Annotated in this window: 17 protein-coding genes; 8 read left to right on the forward strand and 9 right to left on the reverse strand. The window is 71.8% G+C overall.

All coding sequences use genetic code 11. The features are described 5' to 3' along the window. Position 1: 1 nt before the first annotated feature. On the forward strand, positions 2 to 4174 hold the full coding sequence (locus G569_RS0106555) for a type VII secretion EssC family protein (RefSeq protein ID WP_028062828.1): 4173 nt from the start codon (positions 2 to 4) through the stop codon (positions 4172 to 4174). Here the strand turns inward: G569_RS0106555 and G569_RS46100 are convergent. Beyond that, positions 4159 to 4923 (reverse strand): neutral zinc metallopeptidase, encoded by a 765-nt coding sequence (locus G569_RS46100; RefSeq protein ID WP_053225953.1) that lies wholly within the window; start codon positions 4921 to 4923, stop codon positions 4159 to 4161. The genes G569_RS0106555 and G569_RS46100 overlap by 16 nt on opposite strands. A gap of 159 nt (positions 4924 to 5082) precedes the next feature. Here G569_RS46100 and G569_RS0106570 point away from each other — a divergent pair, with 159 nt between their 5' ends. Beyond that, complete coding sequence (locus tag G569_RS0106570; protein ID WP_084284402.1) at positions 5083 to 5409, forward strand: YkvA family protein; 327 nt, start codon at positions 5083 to 5085, stop codon at positions 5407 to 5409. A 143-nt stretch (positions 5410 to 5552) separates the two neighbouring features. Here G569_RS0106570 and G569_RS0106575 read toward each other — a convergent pair whose 3' ends face one another. Together G569_RS0106575 and G569_RS0106580 are read right to left on the reverse strand one after the other, a co-directional pair. Further along, positions 5553 to 5942, reverse strand: coding sequence for a VOC family protein (locus tag G569_RS0106575; RefSeq protein ID WP_028062830.1), 390 nt, complete (start codon positions 5940 to 5942; stop codon positions 5553 to 5555). A gap of 2 nt (positions 5943 to 5944) precedes the next feature. Beyond that, positions 5945 to 6898, reverse strand: a complete 954-nt coding sequence (locus G569_RS0106580) for an RNA polymerase subunit sigma-70 (protein WP_084284339.1) — start codon at positions 6896 to 6898, stop codon at positions 5945 to 5947. An 85-nt stretch (positions 6899 to 6983) separates the two neighbouring features. On the opposite strand from G569_RS0106580, the gene G569_RS46105 reads away from it, so the two are divergent. After that, on the forward strand, positions 6984 to 7817 hold the full coding sequence (locus tag G569_RS46105) for a serine/threonine-protein kinase (protein ID WP_053225955.1): 834 nt from the start codon (positions 6984 to 6986) through the stop codon (positions 7815 to 7817). Here G569_RS46105 and G569_RS46110 read toward each other — a convergent pair. Together G569_RS46110 and G569_RS57400 are read right to left on the reverse strand one after the other, a co-directional pair. Next, a complete protein-coding gene (locus G569_RS46110; protein ID WP_053225956.1) occupies positions 7798 to 8076 on the reverse strand; it encodes a cupin domain-containing protein in 279 nt (92 codons plus the stop codon). The genes G569_RS46105 and G569_RS46110 overlap by 20 nt on opposite strands. Positions 8077 to 8116: 40 nt before the next feature. Further along, complete coding sequence (locus G569_RS57400) at positions 8117 to 9175, reverse strand: RNA polymerase sigma factor (protein ID WP_053225957.1); 1059 nt, start codon at positions 9173 to 9175, stop codon at positions 8117 to 8119. Between the two features lie 96 nt (positions 9176 to 9271). On the opposite strand from G569_RS57400, the gene G569_RS0106600 reads away from it, so the two are divergent. After that, entirely contained in the window at positions 9272 to 9805 is a 534-nt protein-coding gene (locus tag G569_RS0106600; RefSeq protein WP_028062832.1) for a hypothetical protein, read from the forward strand. Here the strand turns inward: G569_RS0106600 and G569_RS46120 are convergent. Next, positions 9802 to 10629, reverse strand: a complete 828-nt coding sequence (locus G569_RS46120) for an SGNH/GDSL hydrolase family protein (protein WP_053225958.1) — start codon at positions 10627 to 10629, stop codon at positions 9802 to 9804. The genes G569_RS0106600 and G569_RS46120 overlap by 4 nt on opposite strands. Positions 10630 to 10670: 41 nt before the next feature. On the opposite strand from G569_RS46120, the gene G569_RS46125 reads away from it, so the two are divergent. Both G569_RS46125 and G569_RS46130 read left to right on the forward strand, forming a co-directional pair. After that, positions 10671 to 11288, forward strand: a complete 618-nt coding sequence (locus tag G569_RS46125; RefSeq protein ID WP_053225959.1) for an N-acetylmuramoyl-L-alanine amidase — start codon at positions 10671 to 10673, stop codon at positions 11286 to 11288. Between the two features lie 13 nt (positions 11289 to 11301). Further along, positions 11302 to 13197 carry a beta-propeller domain-containing protein gene (locus G569_RS46130; protein WP_053225960.1) on the forward strand — a complete coding sequence of 632 codons (1896 nt, stop codon included), beginning with the start codon at positions 11302 to 11304 and terminating at the stop codon, positions 13195 to 13197. 90 nt (positions 13198 to 13287) lie between these two features. On the opposite strand, the gene G569_RS65890 is transcribed toward G569_RS46130, so the two are convergent. Next, a complete protein-coding gene (locus G569_RS65890) occupies positions 13288 to 13413 on the reverse strand; it encodes a hypothetical protein (RefSeq protein WP_306764995.1) in 126 nt (41 codons plus the stop codon). Between the two features lie 112 nt (positions 13414 to 13525). On the opposite strand from G569_RS65890, the gene G569_RS46140 reads away from it, so the two are divergent. Together G569_RS46140 and G569_RS46145 are read left to right on the forward strand one after the other, a co-directional pair. Beyond that, entirely contained in the window at positions 13526 to 15058 is a 1533-nt protein-coding gene (locus tag G569_RS46140; protein WP_064750274.1) for an MFS transporter, read from the forward strand. Next, positions 15055 to 15660, forward strand: coding sequence for a TetR/AcrR family transcriptional regulator (locus tag G569_RS46145; RefSeq protein WP_053225962.1), 606 nt, complete (start codon positions 15055 to 15057; stop codon positions 15658 to 15660). The genes G569_RS46140 and G569_RS46145 overlap by 4 nt, the downstream gene beginning before the upstream one ends. Before the next feature lie 150 nt (positions 15661 to 15810). Here the strand turns inward: G569_RS46145 and G569_RS0106635 are convergent, their stop codons facing one another. Next, positions 15811 to 16965 carry a ribonuclease D gene (locus G569_RS0106635; RefSeq protein WP_028062833.1) on the reverse strand — a complete coding sequence of 385 codons (1155 nt, stop codon included), beginning with the start codon at positions 16963 to 16965 and terminating at the stop codon, positions 15811 to 15813. A gap of 40 nt (positions 16966 to 17005) precedes the next feature. Next, positions 17006 to 17992 (reverse strand): L,D-transpeptidase family protein, encoded by a 987-nt coding sequence (locus tag G569_RS64470; protein ID WP_053225963.1) that lies wholly within the window; start codon positions 17990 to 17992, stop codon positions 17006 to 17008. Between the last annotated feature and the right edge of the window lie 28 nt (positions 17993 to 18020).

The following is an 18020-nucleotide window of genomic DNA, read 5'->3' on the forward strand; positions in this document are numbered from 1 at the left end:
CGTGCACGTCGTACTCCGCGACAGTGGCGGGGATCGCGAGCTGCTCGTCTCCCTGCGCAATCCCGAGGCCACGCTCCACGACGTCCTGCACGCGGCGCTCGACGTCCAGGCGCCGGAGTCGGTGGCGATCGACGGCCGCGTGGTCGACGCCGCCGCCCGCGCCCTCGACGCCGGCCTGCATGAGGGCGCGATCCTCGAGCTGGCGCCGAACGGCACGGGCGCGCGGCCACGCCCGCCGCTCGAGCTCGCCGTCCTCACCGGGCCGGCCGCGGGCCGCACCGTCCCGGTCCGCGCCGGGCGCTGGACGATCGGCCGCGACGCGACCAACACGATCACGCTCGACGACGAGACGATCTCGCGGGCCCACGCGGAGCTCGAGCTCGACGAGCACGGCGCCGGTTCCGTGCGGGACCTCGGCTCGGCCAACGGGACGTGGGTCGACGGCGCCGAGGTCACCGACGAGACGGCGGACGTGGCCGTCGGGAGCGTCGTCCAGCTCGGCGCGGTCGCGTTCACCGTCCGCGCTCCCGCCGACGAGGACCGCCCGCTCGGCCTCGACCTGCGCCGCCACGTCGGCCCTTCCGGCGCGGTCGCCTTCAACCGTCCACCCCGCCTCGCCGGCGCCGCGGGGCCCGGCGCGCTCGAGGTCCCGTCCGAGCCCGGCGACCCGCCGCCCGCCCACTTCAGCATCGCCTCGACGGTCGGCCCCCTGGTCCTCGCCGTGGTCATGGTCGCGATCACCCGCGACCTGCGGTTCGCGCTGTTCTCGCTGCTCAGCCCGGTGATCGGCATCGGCACCTACGTCGAGTCCAAGCGCCGCAACACCACGACGAAGGTCAAAGACCAGAAGGAGTACCGGGCGAAGCTGCGGGAGCTGCAGACGGAGGTCGGCGACGCGGGCGCCGTCGAGCGAGCCCGCCGCCGGCAGCGCACGCCCGACCCCGCCGAGGTCCTGCGCCGGGTCGAGCTCCCGAGCATGCGCCTGTGGGAGCGCCGCCCGAACCACGACGACTTCCTCAGCCTGTATGCGGGTCTCGGGGACGTCGCCTGGCAACCCCAGGCCGACAGCCCGTCGACCAAGTTGCCGGAGCAGGTCTCGGAGACGCTGAAAGGCGAAGGGCTGCGGGCCGCTCCGGTCGCGGTCGAGCTCGCCAAGGGCGGCGTCGTCGGCATCGTCGGCGACCGGCGCCTCGCGCTCGCCACCGCCCGCAGCCTGCTCTGCCAGGCCGCCGTCCACCACGGCCCGGCGGATCTGACGGTCGGCGTCTTCGTCGACGAGGGCCGCGACACCGACTGGGAGTGGACGAAGTGGCTGCCGCACACCCGCAGCGCCGACGGTGACGGCGAGCAGTGGCTGTCGGCGCGTCGAGAACGCAGCGAGGCGCTGCTGCGCCGCCTCACCGCGGGCGCCGCGAGCGGGACCGCACTGGTCGTGCTCGACTCCGACCTGCTGATCGAGGGCCGCAACGCGCCCGCGCGGGAGCTGCTCCGCGGCGGTTCCGAGCGCGAGGACAAGCGGCTCCCCGTCGCCGGGATCGTCGTGTCCAGCTCGCGCGACCGCCTGCCCGCGGCCTGCAACACGGTGATCGAGATCATCAGCCCGGACGGCGACGCGATCGCCCACCGCACGGACTCCACCGACGGCGGCCAGGAGCTGATCGTCGCCGGCCTCGATCCCGCAACCGCCCGCCGCTGCGCCCGCGACCTCGCGCGCTTCGAAGACCCCGAGCTGAGCGTCGCCGGCGCCGGCCTGCCCGACAGCGTGCGCCTGCTGCCGCTGCTCGAGCTCGACGCCGTCACCCCCGACGCGATCCGCCGCCGCTGGCAGCGCGCCGGGACGCCCGCCTCGCCCGCCGGCCCGGTCGGCGTCACCGAGCAGGGCGTCTTCAGCCTCGACCTCGAGCGCGACGGCCCGCACGCGCTCGTGGGCGGGACGACGGGCTCGGGCAAGAGCGAGCTGCTGCGCAGCCTGATCGCCGCGCTCGCCGCCACCACCGACCCCCGCCAGCTGACGTTCCTGCTGATGGACTTCAAGGGCGGCGCCGCCTTCGACGCGTGCGCGCGGCTGCCGCACACCGTCGGGATGGTCACCGACCTCGACGAGGCGCTCGTAGAACGCGCGCTGAGAGCGCTCGAAGCCGAGCTGCAGTACCGCGAGCGGCTGCTGCGCAAGGCCGGCGCGGACAACCTGCGCGCCTACCACGAGCGCGACCACGACGAGCCGCTCCCGCGCCTGGTGGTCGTGATCGACGAGTTCGCCAAGATGGCCCGCGAGCAGCCCGAGCTGCTGGCGGCGCTGGTCGACGTCGCCCAGCGCGGCCGCACGCTCGGCGTGCACCTGATCCTCGCCACCCAGCGCCCAGCGGGCGTGGTCAACGACCACATCCGCACCAACACGAATCTGCGGATCGCCTTGCGCGTGCAGGACGCGGCGGACTCCACCGACGTGATCGGGGATCGCAGCGCCGCCGAGATCAGCCGCCACCGGCCCGGCCGCGCGTACTTCCGGCTCGGCCCGGACGAGGTCGTCCCGCTGCAGAGCGCGCTGATCACGTGCGTGACCGACGCGACGTCCGACACCGCGGTCGAGGTCGCGCCGTTCGAGTTCGGCGCGACGGCGGGCGCGCGCCAAGAGGCGATCGACGAGCGCATGGGCGAGCGGCCGAGCGACCTCGCGCGGCTCGTCGACGCGATCATCGAGGCCAACGACGCGGAGGGGATCGCGCCGCCACGCAAGCCGTGGCCCGAGCCGCTGCCCAGCCAGCTCGACCTCGCACAGCTCGACGGCCACGTCGCCCTGGCCGACGAGCCGCGGCGCCAGCGGCAGTTCCCCGTCGGCTGGAACCTCGACGACGGGAACCTGCTGCTGTTCGGCATCCCCGGGAGCGGGACGACCACCGCGCTGGCGAGCCTCGTCCTGAGCCTGTCGACAGCGAATCCGCCGGATCGGCTCGAGGTCTATGCGTTCGACAACGGCGCGGGCGAGCTGCGGGCGCTGGAGACGCTCCCGCACACCGGCTCCGTGATCCTGGCCGGTGACCGCGAGCGCCAGATGCGGCTGATCCGGCGGCTGCGCCGCGAGCTCGACGAGCGGCGCACGCTCGGCCGCTCCGGCGCGCGGACGATCGTCCTGATCGACAACCTCGCCGCGCTGCGCTCGGAGTTCGACGACGTGGCCGGCCTCGAGCTGATGGACGAGCTCGCTCGCGTCTACGCCGACGGCCCGCAGAGCGGCATCCACATGGCGGTCACCGCCGACCGGCCGAACACCGTCCCGACCGGATGGATGGCCGTGACCACGCAGAAGTGGCTCTTCCGGCTCGCCGACCCCTACGACTATGTCTCGCTCGGGCTGACGGTCAAGGACATCCCGTACGCGACCCCCGGCCGCGCCGTGATGGCCGAGTCGAAGCTGCAGATCCAGCTCGGCCGCCCGCTCCCGTCGCTCGCCGAGGCGGCCGCGGTCGTCGCCGGCCGCCACCCGGGCGTCGCACCCGTCGCGGCGCCGGTCGGCGTCCTGCCCACCGAGGTGACGCTCTCGCCGGCCGCGGATCTGCACCAGGAGCCCTGGCGGATCGGGTTCGGCATCCGGGAAGCGGATCTCGACGTCGCCGAGCTGGTCCTCTACGAGGGCGAGCACGCGATCGTGGCCGGCCCGGCGCGCAGCGGCAAGAGCCTCACGCTATGGACGCTCGCCGAGACGCTCCGCGCGTCCGGCGCGCCGCTGCACATCGCGGCGACTGGCGGGCGCCGCTCGCCGCTGCCGGACTGCCCGGCGCTCGACCGCTACGCCCCCGCCGCCGAGGCCGGGGCCATGCTCGCCCAGCTGCGTGTCCAGCAAGGCCCCATCGTCCTGCTGATCGACGACGCCGAGGGCTTCGACGACGTCGACGGCGCGATCGCCGGCCTGCTCGGGGCGGGCCGGCACGACCTGCACGTCATCGCCGCCGCGCGGGCGGACTCACTCCGATCGCTCTACGGCCACTGGACGCAGGAGGTCCGCAAGTCCAAGGTCGGCGTACTGCTGCGGCCGAACATCGACTACGACGGCGACCTGACGGGCGCGACGCTCCCGCGCCGCGCCCCGGTCGCGATGACCGTCGGGCGCGGCTACCTCTGCCACAACGGCGAGGCCGAGATCGTCCAGGTCGCGCTGCCTCAGGACTGGAGGTAGACGCTGCAGGAGGACGGATCGCCGGACTCGAAGCCGCGGCTCCACGCCTCCTCGCGCTGCTCGGGCGTCCCGTGGTGGCCCGGGTTGGTGGTGTCGAAGTCGCCCACGGCCAGCGCGGCGTTCAGCGCTTCCTGGATGTCGCCGTCGTCGAGGCGCTTCTCGTCATACGCGCTCTTGGCCCAGTTGCCGGCGTAGCAGTCGGCCTGCAGCTCGGTGTTCTCGGTCGGGATGTTCTGGTTGTTGAAGACGCCGAGCTCGTCCTGGATCTGGTGGCCGTACTCGTGGGCGACGACGTAGGCGACGGCGAAGTCGCCCATCGTCCCGCCGAAGCCCTGCGAGCTGCCGGGCAGGGCGCGGTCGAGGCTGCCGTCGTAGATGCCGTCGGCGAAGCGCTCGGCGATCGTGATCGTGTCGTCGCCGGGGCAGTAGGCGGCGGTGCTGTCGTCAAGCTGACCGCAGGCGCTGTCCGCCGTCTCGCCGGGCTTGAGGATCTGGTAGCTCACGCGCGGCTCCGGCAAGCCTTGCGCGGCGAAGACCTTGGTCCAGTAGGCGTCGACGTCCTTGGTCACGGCGACGAGGAAGTCATTCATGGTCTGTGGTTGGGCGCCATCTGTGGTGCCGACGGCGAGCTGGTGCGGGCGCTGCTCACCGGCCTGCGCGGCCGAGCCGTGCAGTTGCGTCGCGCCGATCAGCGCAACCAGGGCGAGGCCGGCAACGATGAACAGTCGCGGGCGAATCAGTGAACTCATGCCAGCAGTGACGCAGCCCTCCGTAAGGTTGTTCCGAGAGATGGCTAACGCTTTCCGTAGGATCCCCTAAGCGCTGACTCAAGGCCCACCTTGGACTGGCGTCTCCTCCTCGAAATCGCCGCGATCACGCTCGTCCTGTGGGTGCTGTCGTGGGTCGCGATGGTGCTCTTCGCGCGCCGGCTGCCGCCCGGCCTGCTGCGCGATGCCGCCGAGTTCCTCCCCGCCTGCGTGACCACCGCGAGGCGCCTGCGCGGCAACCCGACGGTGCCCCGCAGATCGAAGGTCGCGCTGCTGATCGCGATCCTCTGGGTGCTCTCGCCGATCGACCTGTTACCGGAGTTTCTTCCCGTGATCGGCCCGCTCGACGACGTCGTCGCCGTCGTCCTCCTGCTGCGCTACGCGGCGCGTGCGATCCCGCGCGAGGACCTGCTCGCCGCCTGGCCGGCCGAGCCGCGCCTGCTCGAGCGCCTGCTCGGCTCGTCGTAGCTCTCACGCTCAACCCACGCCGCGCCCCTACGGTCGCCCGCAATGCTCGCGTGCGTCGTCGGACTCCTTCCCAGCCTCCTCTACCTCGCCCCCGTCATCGCGATGGTCGCCTTCGTGGTGGTCGCGAAGATCCGCGGAGCCGGCTACGACGAGGAGGAGGGATCCTCCAGCACCGAGAGTATGTTGCCGGCGGGATCGCGGAACCACGCGATCGCCGGTCCGCCCTCCTGACGCGAGATCCCGCGCTCGTCCTGACCGAAGCCGTCGTAGAGTTCGAACGCCACGCCGCGCTCTGAAAGCGCGTCGACCGCGGCGGCGATGTCCTGCACGGGGAAGTTCAAGATCGTGTAGGTCGCCGGCTCGAAGTCGGGTTTCGGGTAGACGATCGTGGGCCGGTCGCCCGCGATGTGGAGCGTCAAGAGGCCCATCTCCTCGGTCGTGACGTCGATGCCGAGCACGGAGCCGTAGAACTCGCGCGCCGCGTCGAGGTCATCGACCGCGAAGCCGCTGAAAGCCTTCGTGTCCTTGAACATCCCTACAGGGTGACCGGCAGACCGAACTGCTCGAACAGCGCGGGCCCGAACGTCGTGATCTCGGCGACCCCGCCGTCCACGCAGCGCAGGATGTCGAACTTGAAGGCGCGCCACTCGGTCTCGCCCGGGCGGCGGAGATAGCTGGCGGCGGTGGGCATCCGGTTCGCGCGGGTCGGGACCAGGCGCCAGTCGCCCTCGCGCTGTTCGCCGAACGCGCGTGCGAGCAGCGGCACGATCGCGTCGCGGCCGTCGTAGACCATCGCGAGCGGCGGCATCGTGATCCGGATGTCCTCCCGCATCAGCGCGGCGGACGCCTCGGCGTCACAGGCCTCGTGGGCGGCGATGAAGCCGGCGAGCAGGCGCTGCTCGTCCTCGGAGAGGGCGTCGGCGGAGACCGGACGGCGCTCGGGGAGCTCGGTCCGCAGGGTCTCGCGGGCGCGCTGGAGCGCGCTGTTGGCCGCAGCGACGCTGATCTCCAGCAGCGCCGCGGTCTCGGCGGCGGACCAGTCGAGCACGTCGCGCAGGATCACGACCGCGCGCTGGCGCGGCGGCAGCAGTTGGATCAACGTGATGAACGTCAGCTCGATCGTCTCGCGGGCGACGACGACGGCGTCCGGCTCCTGCTCGGCCGGCGCGACCTCGTCGAGCAGCCGGTCCGGATACGGCGTCAGCCACGGGATGTCGGCCTTGGACTCGAGCACCGGGACCTGGCGCTTGCTCTTGCGCAGCGCGTCCAGACAGACGTTGGTGGCGATCTTGTACAGCCACGCGCGGAGGTTCATCTCCTCGGTCTGCGTGTCACGGGCGCGCCACGCGCGCAGGAACGCCTCCTGGATCGCGTCCTCGGCCTCGTCGAAGGACCCGAGCATGCGGTAGCAGTGCACGTGCAACTCGCGCCGGTGCCGCTCGATGGCCTGCTCGAAGTCGGTCGTCATGACGTGCGTATTAGCGCTCATGCCCCGTGAGACGACGCGCCAGGTGAGAACTCATCGGTCGGTCGTTGCGCGCGCCCATGCGGGAGTGGTACGAACGGCATCGACAATGGAAGAGCTCACGGTTGGCGCCAGTTTCGCGGATCACGAGATCGTCGGTGTCGCGGGACGCGGCGCGATGGGCGTCGTCTACCGCGCGCGCCAGAACGGGCGCGACGTCGCGCTGAAGGTGATCGCGCCCGAGCTCAGCCAGGACCGCGAGTTCCGGATCCGCTTCCAGCGCGAGTACGAGGCGGAGGTCTCGATCCGCCACCCGAACGTCGTGCGGGTCTTCGGCGCGGGCGCCAAGGACGGCCGGCTGTACGTGACGATGCAGTACGTCGAGGGCTCGGACCTCGCCACGCTGCTCAAGCGCGGGCGGCTGGAGCCGGCGGTCGCGGCGCGGCTGATCGCGCAGGTCGCCGACGCGCTCGACGCCGCCCACGCGCGCGGGATCGTGCACCGCGACGTCAAGCCCGCCAACGTCCTGATCGAGGGCGAGGGCGACGAGATGCACTGCATCCTCACCGACTTCGGGCTGATGAAGAACGTCTCCAACGCGGCGGAGCCGCTGACCCGCGCGGGCAGCTTCCTCGGCTCCTGCGACTACGCGGCGCCCGAGCAGCTGCTGGGCGAGACGATCGACGCGCGCGTCGACGTCTACGCGCTCGGCTGCATGCTCTACCAGGCCGTGACCGGGATCGTCCCGTTCCCGCGTCCGGTCAGCGCGGCGACGATGCTCGCCCACATGGACGAACCGCCGCCGATCGTCTCCGAGCACGCCCCGGACGCGCCGCGCGCGCTCGACGACGTCGTCCGCACGGCGATGGCCAAGGATCCCGACGAGCGCTACCCGACGGCGGGCGCACTCGGCCGCGCGGCGCTCACAGCCACTCGGTCTTGAACACCGGGCTGGCGTGGATGTCGACGGTCACCAGCCGTCCCGTCCCGGTGTTCTTGAACGCGTGCGGCGTGTCGGGCGGAGCGATCACCGGCGTGTCCCCACCGCGGACCACGAGCGTCTCGTCGCCGAGCGTGAACGTCGCCTCGCCCTCGACGATCACGAAGACCTCCTCGTAGGGATGCTTGTGCAGCGCCGGGCCCGCCCCCGGCGCCATGTCGTTCGTGATCACGGACATGGTCTCGCTGTGGAAGTCGGCCATAAACCGAAGATAAAAGGGAGCAGGCCGGCTTTAGGTTCGGCTACCCGTCCGATCCGCCGCCCGCGACCGCGACGCTGGGGAACTTGCCCGTGGCGCGCTGCACCGTCGTCGGGACCGGCGTGGGCGTCCACACCGGCGTGGCGTACGGCGTGGGCGTGTAGGTCGGCGTGGGCGTCGGCGTGGGGAGCTGGCGGACCTTCTGCACGTGGACCTTGCGCGGGACGATCCTCGCCGTCATCGGCTTCGGGGTCGGCTTCGGGAGGATCACCACGGCGGGGGCCGCGACGGTTCCGGCGCTGACCGCGGTCAGGCACGCCGCGGTGCAGAGCTTCGCCGCGCTCGCCTGCGCCTCCCAGGCGGGGTTGAACGCCATGAAGTCGCGGAACTTGCCGAGCTTGAGCGCGAGCCCGAACGGCATCACGAGCGCGACCCGCACCCGCCGGCGGCGGCGGATCTCGCGATGCGCGCGGGCGCAGGACCGGCAGCCGCGCAGGTGCAGCGTGACCTCGCCGGTGAGTCGCACGCCGCGCGCCGCGGACTCCTCCATCTGCACCCGCACGGCGTCGCAGCCGAGGTCGGCCGCGGCCAGCCGGTGGGTGAGCGTGCGGCGCGAGCGGGCGACGAGCGACTTCGCCGTGTCCGGCGCCACGTCCAGCGCGTCGCCGATCTCCTCCAGCGAGCGCCCCTCGAGCGCGCTCAGGCGCAGCGCCGCCCGCTGGCGCTCGGGCAACTCGGCGAACGCGGCCACGACGCGGCCGAGCTCGTTGGCCTGGATCGCGCGCGCCTCGGGCTCCAGCGCGGGCGCGGCGACGACGTCGGCGTCCAGCGGCAGCGCGGAACGCTCGCGGCGGGTCAGGTCGAGCGCCCGCCGCCAGGCGATCGTCGACAGCCACGCGCGTGCGTCCGCCGGCCGGGTCCCGGCCAAGAGCGCGCGGTGGGCGGAGAGCAGCGCCTCCTGCACGGCGTCCTCCGCCAGCTCTGACCCGAAGCGCCGCGCGACGTAGCGCAGCAGCGGGTCGCGATGGCGCTCGACGAGCTCCGTGAACGCCGCCTCGTCGCCCGCGCCCGCCCGCTCGATCAGTCGCTCGTCACGTGCCATCCATTGCAGTGACGCCGGATCTCGTCTGAGGTGTCGCATGTTCTGAAAAGAGTCGAAGGTGCGACACCGGATCGGTGGCGGCTCGACGTTGAAGGTATGCGAACCAAGATTCTCAGCGCCACCGTGGTAGCCACACTCGGCCTCGCCGGCACGGCGTTCGCCCAGGCCGGAGGCGGCGGGTCCGTCGAGCCGGTCCCGCAGGAGGCGATCGACCGGCCCGTCGCCGTCGACGTCTCGATCCTCGACGCGGGCGGCGCGACGGTCGACACGCTGAGCTGCGAGTGGTCGACCGGCGGCCCCGGCGACGACGACGCCAGGTGCCTGAAGTTCCAGTCCGACCCGCAGGTCGCGTTCGAGGCCATCGAGGCCGCGGGCGGCGTGCGCGCCGAGCAGCACACGGTCGTCGGTGGCGACGACGCCGACGTCCGCGGCAACATGGCGATCACCTACTCCAAGCGCGGTGACGGCACGTGGCTGATCCGCTCGAAGGGCACGGTCGGCGGCGAGCCGATGCACTTCGGCCGCGTCTGCACCGCCGACGGCCAGAAGTGCGTGCGCTGGGACGCCGACGGCGCGAAGTTCGCCCGCAAGCAGGTGCGCGCCGCCGCGTCCAAGCTCAAGCGCCGCTAACTCGACGCCGCCGTCACGACCACCGCGACGCCCGCCTCACCGCGGGCGTTGGGGTGGAACGGCGCGGCCGCGTTCTGAGGCACCAGCGGCTCGACCCACCGGGTGCCGGAGGACTTGCACGCGTCCTTGCCGATCGACGCCGTGTAGTCGTCGACGTACGTCGCCCCGTTGTTCGCCGCGGCGGTCTGCAACATCGCGTTGAGCGCCTTCTGCTTGCCGCGCAGGTACGGCACGTCGGCGTAGGCGAGCGGCACCTGCGGCCAGCAACCGTTGCCGCTCTCGGGCAGGATCGCCGCGTAGTTGACCACCAGGACCTTGGCGGACGGCGAGCGCTGGTGGATGCCCTGGATGACCGCGGCGACCTTCGGCGCGGTCGCGGCGATGCGGGCGTTGATCTGATCGTTCGCGCCGGTCCCGTAGCGGTCCTGGCAGGGATGCGAGAACGGGTTGTAGGTCACGCAGTTCTGGAGGATCTCGGTGAAGCCGATGTCGTTCCCGCCGATCTGCAGCGAGACGACCTTGGTGGCGGCGGACAGCGCGTCGAACTGCGGCGGGTTCGTGCCCGCGTCGGTGCTCTGCGACGCGGTCATGTGCGTCGTCTTGGCGCCGCTGCAGGAGGCGTCGGCGAGCGACATGCCGCGGTTGGCGGCGGCGATGTGGGCGAAGTTGTGGCTCGAGCGCAGGCACCCCAGCGGGCTCAGCGACTGGTTGGGGATCAACGGTCCTGCCGCGTAGGAGTCCCCGAGTCCGACCCAGTCGGCGCCGCGGGCGACCCCCGGCACCAGCAAGACGGCCAGCAACGCGAGCACGACGGACTTACGCATTCCAACCTCCCAATTGGACGGGCGCTTCGTACGGTGTTTACATGGTCGCCTTCATCGCCGCGCTGATCGCGGCCCTCAGCGCGCCGCAGCCGACGATCGTGCAGAAGCCGATCCCGTTCGGCGCCAAGCGCAAGCAGGAGATGCAGGCGTACGCCAAGCGCCACTACGGGATCGACTCCTACCGCCTGCGCGATCCGAAGGTGATCGTCGAGCACTACACGGTCACGGCGACCTTTCAGCAGACGTGGAACACGTTCGCGCCCGACACGCCCGACGCGGAGCTCGGCGAGCTGCCCGGGACCTGCGCGCACTACGTGATCGACAAGGACGGGACGATCTACCAGCTCGTCCCGCGCTCGATCATGTGCCGGCACACGGTCGGGCTCAACTACACGGCGATCGGCATCGAGCACGTGGGCTCGTCCGACTCCCAGGTGCTCAACAACAGCAAGCAGATGGCGGCCTCCCTGCGGCTCACGCGCTGGCTGCGCTGCCGCTACGACATCGACGTCAAGAACGTCATCGGGCACGCCGAGAGCCTCAGCTCGCCGTACCACAAGGAGCGCGTCGAGCGGCTCAAGAACCAGACCCACGGGGACATGACCCACAGCGCGATGCAGACCTACCGGTCAAAGCTGGCGCAAAAGGGCTCCTGCTGAGTACGGTGGGCCGATGCGAATCGTCGCGTCGGCATCTCTCATCCTGGCGCTGCTCGCGGTGGACACCGCCGACGCGGCGACCAAGGCCAGGCCACGGCTGAAGGCCTTCTCGTCCTGCCAGTCGCTCGTCGAGTACGCGCGAGCGGGCGCCATGCGCACCGACGGCGGGGTCGGCGTCGTCGGGCGGGCCATGCCCGGCTCGCCGGTGATCCTCACGACGCCCCCGATCGCGTCGATGCCGACGCCGATAACGACCGACAACCAGACGGTCGGCGGCGTCGTCCCGCCCACCGCGCCGGCGCCGGCCGCGGGTGAGGTCGGCGGGCGCGCCGACGTCCCGGACTTCTCGGGGACGAACACGCAGGAGGCCGACGTCGACGAGCCGGACGTCATCAAGACCGACGGCCGGCGGATCTTCGCCGTCACCGACGCGACGCTGCGGGTGATCGACCCGGCGACGAGCACGGTGACCGGCACGCTCAAGCTCGACGGCAACGAGCACCGGCTGCTCCTGCGCGGCGACCGCGTCCTCGTGATCGCCAACAAGGGCGCGTCGCCGACCGGGCTCCCGGTCGAGCCGCCGATCGCGCCCACGGTGGCGCCGCTGCAGAGCACGACGATCGTCACCGAGATCGACGTCTCCGGCCCGCCGAAGGTCATGCGCACGATGGAGGTGCCGGGCCGCTTCGTCGACGCGCGCCAGAACGGCGGCACCGCGCGCCTGGTGATCGACTACGTCCCGGAGCCGATCATCCCCGCCGAGGGAGAGACGCCCGACGACGCCGCCGAGCAGGCCAAGCTCGCCGACTTCCTCGGCAAGACGACGCTGCACTCGAACATCTCCGGCAACACGTTCCGGCGCAACCTCGCGCCGTGCGACTCGGTCACGCACCCGAACCAGTTCGCCGGGCTGGATCTGCTGGCGATCCTGACGGTCGACCTCGACCGCGGCATGTACTCGCTCGACCGCGACGGCGTGATGGCCGGCGCGCAGGTCGTCTACGGCTCGACCGGCAGCCTCTACGTGGCCAGCCGCCGGTACGTCCGCGCGCTCGAGCTCGGCACCGACGTGCCGGAGGGGACGCGCACCGAGATCCACCGGTTCGACGTCTCGGACCCGTCGAAGACCGTCTACAAGGCGAGCGGGTCGGTCCCGGGCTTCATCCTCAACAACTACGCGCTCTCCGAGTACAACGGGGACCTGCGCGTCGCCACGATCGAGGACCCGCCGTGGCAGACCGCCGGCCCGACCGCGCAGTCGTCGAGCCGCGTCACCGTCCTGCGCCAGGACGGCAACAAGCTCAACCAGATCGGCGCGGTCGGCGGACTCGGCGCGGGCGAGCGGATCTTCGGCGTGCGCTTCATGGGCGAGCGGGGGTACGTCGTCACGTTCCGCCAGATCGACCCGCTGTACACGCTCGACCTGTCGAACCCGGCCGCGCCGCGGGTCGCCGGCGAGCTCAAGATCCCCGGCTACTCCTCGTACCTGTACCCGATCGGCAGCGACCGGCTCCTCGGCATCGGCCGCGACGGCCAGAGCGCGAAGGTGTCGCTGTTCGACGTCTCCAACCTGGCCGCTCCGACCGAGGTCACGAAGCTGCTGTTCGCCAACAGCTACACGAGCGTGGAGAACGAGCCGCACGCGTTCCTGTACTGGGCGCCGAAGAAGCTCGCGATGTTGCCGCTGACCAGCTACCAGCCGCCGTTCGTCGGCGCGGTCGGCGTGCACGTGGAGGCCAATGCCCTCGCGGAGGCCGGCCGGATCACGCACCACGTCCCGGCCCGCCCGGAGGACGCGCCGGTCGAGCGGTCGCTGGTGATCGGCGACAAGCTCTACTCGCTGTCGTACCTCGGCCTGTCGACGGCGAGCGTCGACTCGCTGGGCATCCTCGGCTGGACGGCCTTTTAAAAGAGGGTGCCGCGGCGCCCGGAGGAGAGGGAATTCCGGGCGCCGCGGCTATGAGGGTCGCGGCTGTGGATTGAGAGGGTCTGCCGCGAATCAGTGTGTACTGCCCCCGGCCCACGCCATCACGGCGAAGAGCGCGGCGGCCGCCATGGCCAGGAGGGTCGGGAGGGTGTCGACCACGGCGGTGAGCACGGAGACCATCTTGTAGGCCTTCCTCAAGGCTGCGCTAAGCCGACTCTCAAATCTCGTTAAGCGCTTCCCCAGCGGCTCATTAAGCACTTTCGAAACGGAACGCTTGCGTTTCTTATCTGCATGCCCTACGGTGCGCGATATGAAACGGAACAGTCTCGTATCTGAACCTGACCCGCGTCGCTGGTGGACGCTCACCGTCCTCTGCCTGTCGCTGCTCGTGATCGGGCTGGACAACACGATCCTCAACGTCGCGCTCCCGACGATGCAGCGCGACCTCGACGCGTCCTCGTCGCAGCTGCAGTGGATCGTCGACGTCTACATGCTCGTCTTCGCGGGGGTGCTGCTGACCGCGGGCTCGCTCGGCGACCGCTTCGGCCGCAAGCGGGCGCTGTCGCTCGGCCTGCTGATCTTCGGCGCCGGGTCACTCGGTTCAGCGCTCGCCGGGACCCCGGAGCTTCTGATCGCGATGCGCGGGTTGATGGGCATCGGCGGCGCGCTGATCATGCCGTCGACGCTGTCGATCCTGACCGCGACGTTCCCCGCGAACGAGCGCGGGAAGGCGATCGGCATCTGGTCCGGCGTCTCCGGCATCGGCATCGCGATCGGGCCGGTCGCCGGCGGCTGGCTGATCGAGCACGCGAGCTGGAGCTGGATCTTCCTCGTCAACGTCCCGATCGTCGTCGTCGCATGGATCGCGGGCCGCCGGCTGGTCCCCGAGAGCCGTGACGAGACCGAGCCCAAGCTCGACCCGCGCGGCTTCGCCCTGTCGTTCGTGGCGTTGACGTCGCTCGTGTGGGGCCTGATCGAGGCGCCCTCGCGCGGGTGGACCGACGGCCTCGTCGTCGGCTCCTTCGCGTTCGCCGTGCTGATGATCGGCGCGTTCGTGTGGTGGGAGCGCCGCGCGCCGGCACCGATGCTCGACCTCGCCCTGTTCCGCAACCCCCGCTTCAGCGCCTCCAGCACGGCGATCTCGCTCGCGTTCTTCGCCCTGTTCGGCGTGATCTTCTTCCTCACGCAGTACCTGCAGGAGGTCCGCGGCTACTCGGCGCTGGACGCCGGCATCCGCACGCTCCCGGTCGCCGTCGGCCTGGTGGTCGGCGGGCCGTTCTCGGCCAAGCTCACCGAGCGCCTCGGGATCCGCGTGGTCGTCCCGTTCGGCCTGACGCTCGTGTCGGGCGCGCTGTACCTGCTCACGCTGGCCGACGCGACCTCCGGCTACGGCCTGATCGCCGGGACGCTCGTGCTGCTCGGCTTCGGCATGGCGAGCGCCATGGCTCCGGCGACCGACGCGATCATGGGCTCGCTGCCCGCCGCGAAGATGAGCGTGGGCTCGGCGATCAATGACACCAACCGCGTCGCGGGCGGCGCGCTGGGCGTCGCGGTCCTCGGCTCGATCCTGGCCAGCGGGTACCGTGGGGACATGGACTCGGCCGTCGCTTCGCTGCCGCCGCAGGCGCGCGAGATCGCGCAGGACTCGCTCGCGGGCGGGATGGCGGTCGCGGAGCGCCTGGGCGACGGCCGGCTCGCCGCGACCGCCCAGGACGCGTTCCTGTCCGGCATGCACGCGGCCGCGCTCGTCGCCGCCGCGGTCGCCCTGGCGGGCGCGCTCGCGGCGGCCGTCTTCCTGCCCTCGCGGGAGCGCGCCGTGGCGCGGGAGGCCGTCCCGGCTTGAGCGCCGCCGCGCACGATGCGGCGCGGCCGCCCGGGCGGCCGCGCTCGGCCGAGGCGGACGTGGCGATCCTGCACGCCGCGCTCGAGCTCCTCGCCGCGCACGGCTACGCAGCGTTGACGATGGAGGCCGTGCGCGAGAAGTCCGGAGTCGGCAAGGCGACGCTCTATCGCCGGTACGGCTCCAAGGAGGAGCTCGTGCGCGCGGCGATCGTGCACCTCAACTCCGACATCCCGTTGCCGGACGACACGGGCAGCGTCGCCGGCGACTTCGCGGCGACGGCCGCCAATGTGCTGGCCGGCGCCGCCCGGACCGGTGCGCTGACGCTGATGCCCCGGCTGCTGTCGGAGGTCGCGGGCGATGCCGAGATGCACGCGCTCTTCCACGAGCACCTCGTCGAGCCGCGCCGCCGCGTCGTGCGCGGGATCGTGGAGCGCGCGAAGGCGCGCGGCGAGATCCGCGCCGACGTGGACTCCGACCTGGCCGTCGACCTGATGGTCGGGCCGTTCATCTACCGGCTGATCATCTCCGGCGGCGACGCCGCGGCGATCGGCAACCCGGCCGAGGTCCTCGAGGCGGTGATGGGCGGCCTCAGGCCTCGTTGAAGCATGGTCGGTCCGACCGATGTGGTGCAGCCGCCAGTGGCTCGCGTCGCACGCGCTCGCGATGCGGCCCTCTGGGCCGTGAGCAGCGTGGGTGGTGCGAGACGCCGCGGATGTGCCGCAGCGGGCGCACCGGAATGCTTCAACGCGGCCTCAGGCCTCGTTGACCTCGACGCGGCCGCCTTGGCCGACGCCGAGGGTGCGCCTGCCGGCGAGGAGCTCGAGCAGCTCCGCGCCGACGAGCTCGCGGCGCCAGCCCTGCAGCGTGCGCACCTCGGGCTCGGGACCGCCCTTGCGGGCGGCGACGACCACCGGAGAGAGGTCGGCACGCGCGGCGATCAGCTCGTAGGCGAGCCCGGCCTCCTGCGCCCGCGAGCGCACGAGCGACTCGGCGAGCGCGATCGTCGGGCCGTCGACGGCCTCCGTCGAGCTGCGGTCGGACTCCTCGAGGCGGATCGGCTCGGCCTCGAGGCCGCGCTCGATCGCGGACATCACGTCGTCGCCGCGGCGGCGGACGACGTCGGGCGTGATGCCGCGGATCTGCGAGAGGTCGCGGCGGCCCTTCGGCTGGCGCTTGGCGAGCTCGACGACGGTCGGGTCGCGCAGGATCGCGCCGACCGGGCGGTCCTCCTTGGCGGCGGTGCGCTCGCGCCAGCCGGCGATCGCCTGCGCGACCGCGCGCTCGCGCGGGTCGAGCCCGCTCACCCGCGGGAGCCGGCGCCAGACCTCGTCGGGGTCGCGCTCGTCCGTCGCCTCGGCGATCGCGACGCATTCCTCGCGCGCCCACTCGAGCCGGCCGCGGTCGGTGAGCCGGCGCTGGATGTCGTCGGCCAGCGGCAGCAGGTGCTCGACGTCACCGCGCGCGTAGGCGACCTGCTCCTCGGTCAGCGGCCGCGCGTCCCAGCGGGTGAAGCTCGCCGTCTTGGGCAGGCGGATGCGCAGGACGTCGTGCAGCAGGCCGTTGTAGCCCGCCTGGGCGGAGAAGCCCGCGAAGCCCGCGGCGACCTGGGTGTCGAAGACGTTGGTGAACGTCGTGCGCCACTCGCGTCGCAGGATCGCAACATCCTGCCGTCCCGCGTGCAGGACGATCTCGATCGCGGGATCCGCCAGGACCTCCGCCAGCGGGGTCGGGTCGAAGGCGTCCACGATCGGGTCGAGCACCTCGACCTGCTCGCCGACGACGATCTGCACCAGGCACAGGAGGGGCTTGTAGCGCCCCTCCGGCATGAACTCGGTATCGAGACCGAGGCGTCCGTGCGCTCGCGCGGACTCGGCGAGACCGTCGAGAAGGCTTTGCGTCACCTGCATCCTGGCGCGACCCTACCCGGACCCGCAGGGCGGGTGCGTGTCAGTTTCCGATCAGGACGGGCGTTCCGACGGGAACGCGCGGATAGAGATCGATGACGTCCGGCACGGTCATGCGGATGCAGCCGTGGGAAGCGCGCGAGCCGATCGACCCCGGAGCGCCGGTCCCGTGGATGCCCACGCCGTTGACGATCCCCATCCAGCGCGCCTTCAGCGGGTTGTCCGCGGCGCCGCCTTCGACCGTCTCGTTGGCGTAGGCGCCCGCCCACGGCGAGTTCGGCGCGGTCCAGGCCGGGTTGACGGCCTTGTTGGCGATCGAGAAGAGCCCGGTCGGCGTCGGATAGGCGGGCATGCCGACCGCCACGCCGTAGGTCTTGGACAGCTTCAGGCCCTTGAACAGGCGCAGCTTGAAGTTGCCGCGGTCGATGGTGATGATCGTCCCGTAGGCCTTCGAGAGGCCGCCGGTCGTGACCTTCGGCTTGATCACCTTCAGCTTGGGGGCGAGGATGCGGTCCGTGTTCGGGTCCGCCAGCGCGGCGCCGACGCTCGCGGAGAGCTTCGTAGCGTCGATCGCGCGCCCGTCCTTGGACTTGACCTTGCCGATGCTCTTGAGCTTGATGTCCACCCGGGCGTCGCGGGCGTCGCGCTTGATGTCAGCCGCGACCTTGTTCGCGTACGCGTCGACCTTCGCCTGGTCGAACGTGATGAACAGCGGGACGTCGACGACCTTGTCGTGCGGCTTCAGGCCCGCGTTGTAGGCGCGGCGGGCGGACTTGTTGACGTCGAAGACGAAGCCCAGGTCCGCCGGGCTGACGGCGTACTTGTGACCCGCCACGTGGGTCGACAGCGGGCGGCCGGTGTTGAAGCTGTGCGTGTTGTAGAGCTTCCCGGCCGCCTCGGCGAGCGTGAGCCCCGAGACGTCGGTTCCACCGGCGGTGACGTTGGCGGCGATGCGCGGCTCGGCGGCGTTCGCGGTTGCGGCGGTGACGAGGAAGAGCGCGAATGACGCGGTAATGAGACGGCGCAGCATGGTCGCAAGAGCGTAGCCGGGCCGCTGC

Origin of the sequence: Solirubrobacter soli DSM 22325, from assembly GCF_000423665.1 — a bacterium.
Classification (GTDB): Bacteria; Actinomycetota; Thermoleophilia; order Solirubrobacterales; family Solirubrobacteraceae; genus Solirubrobacter; species Solirubrobacter soli.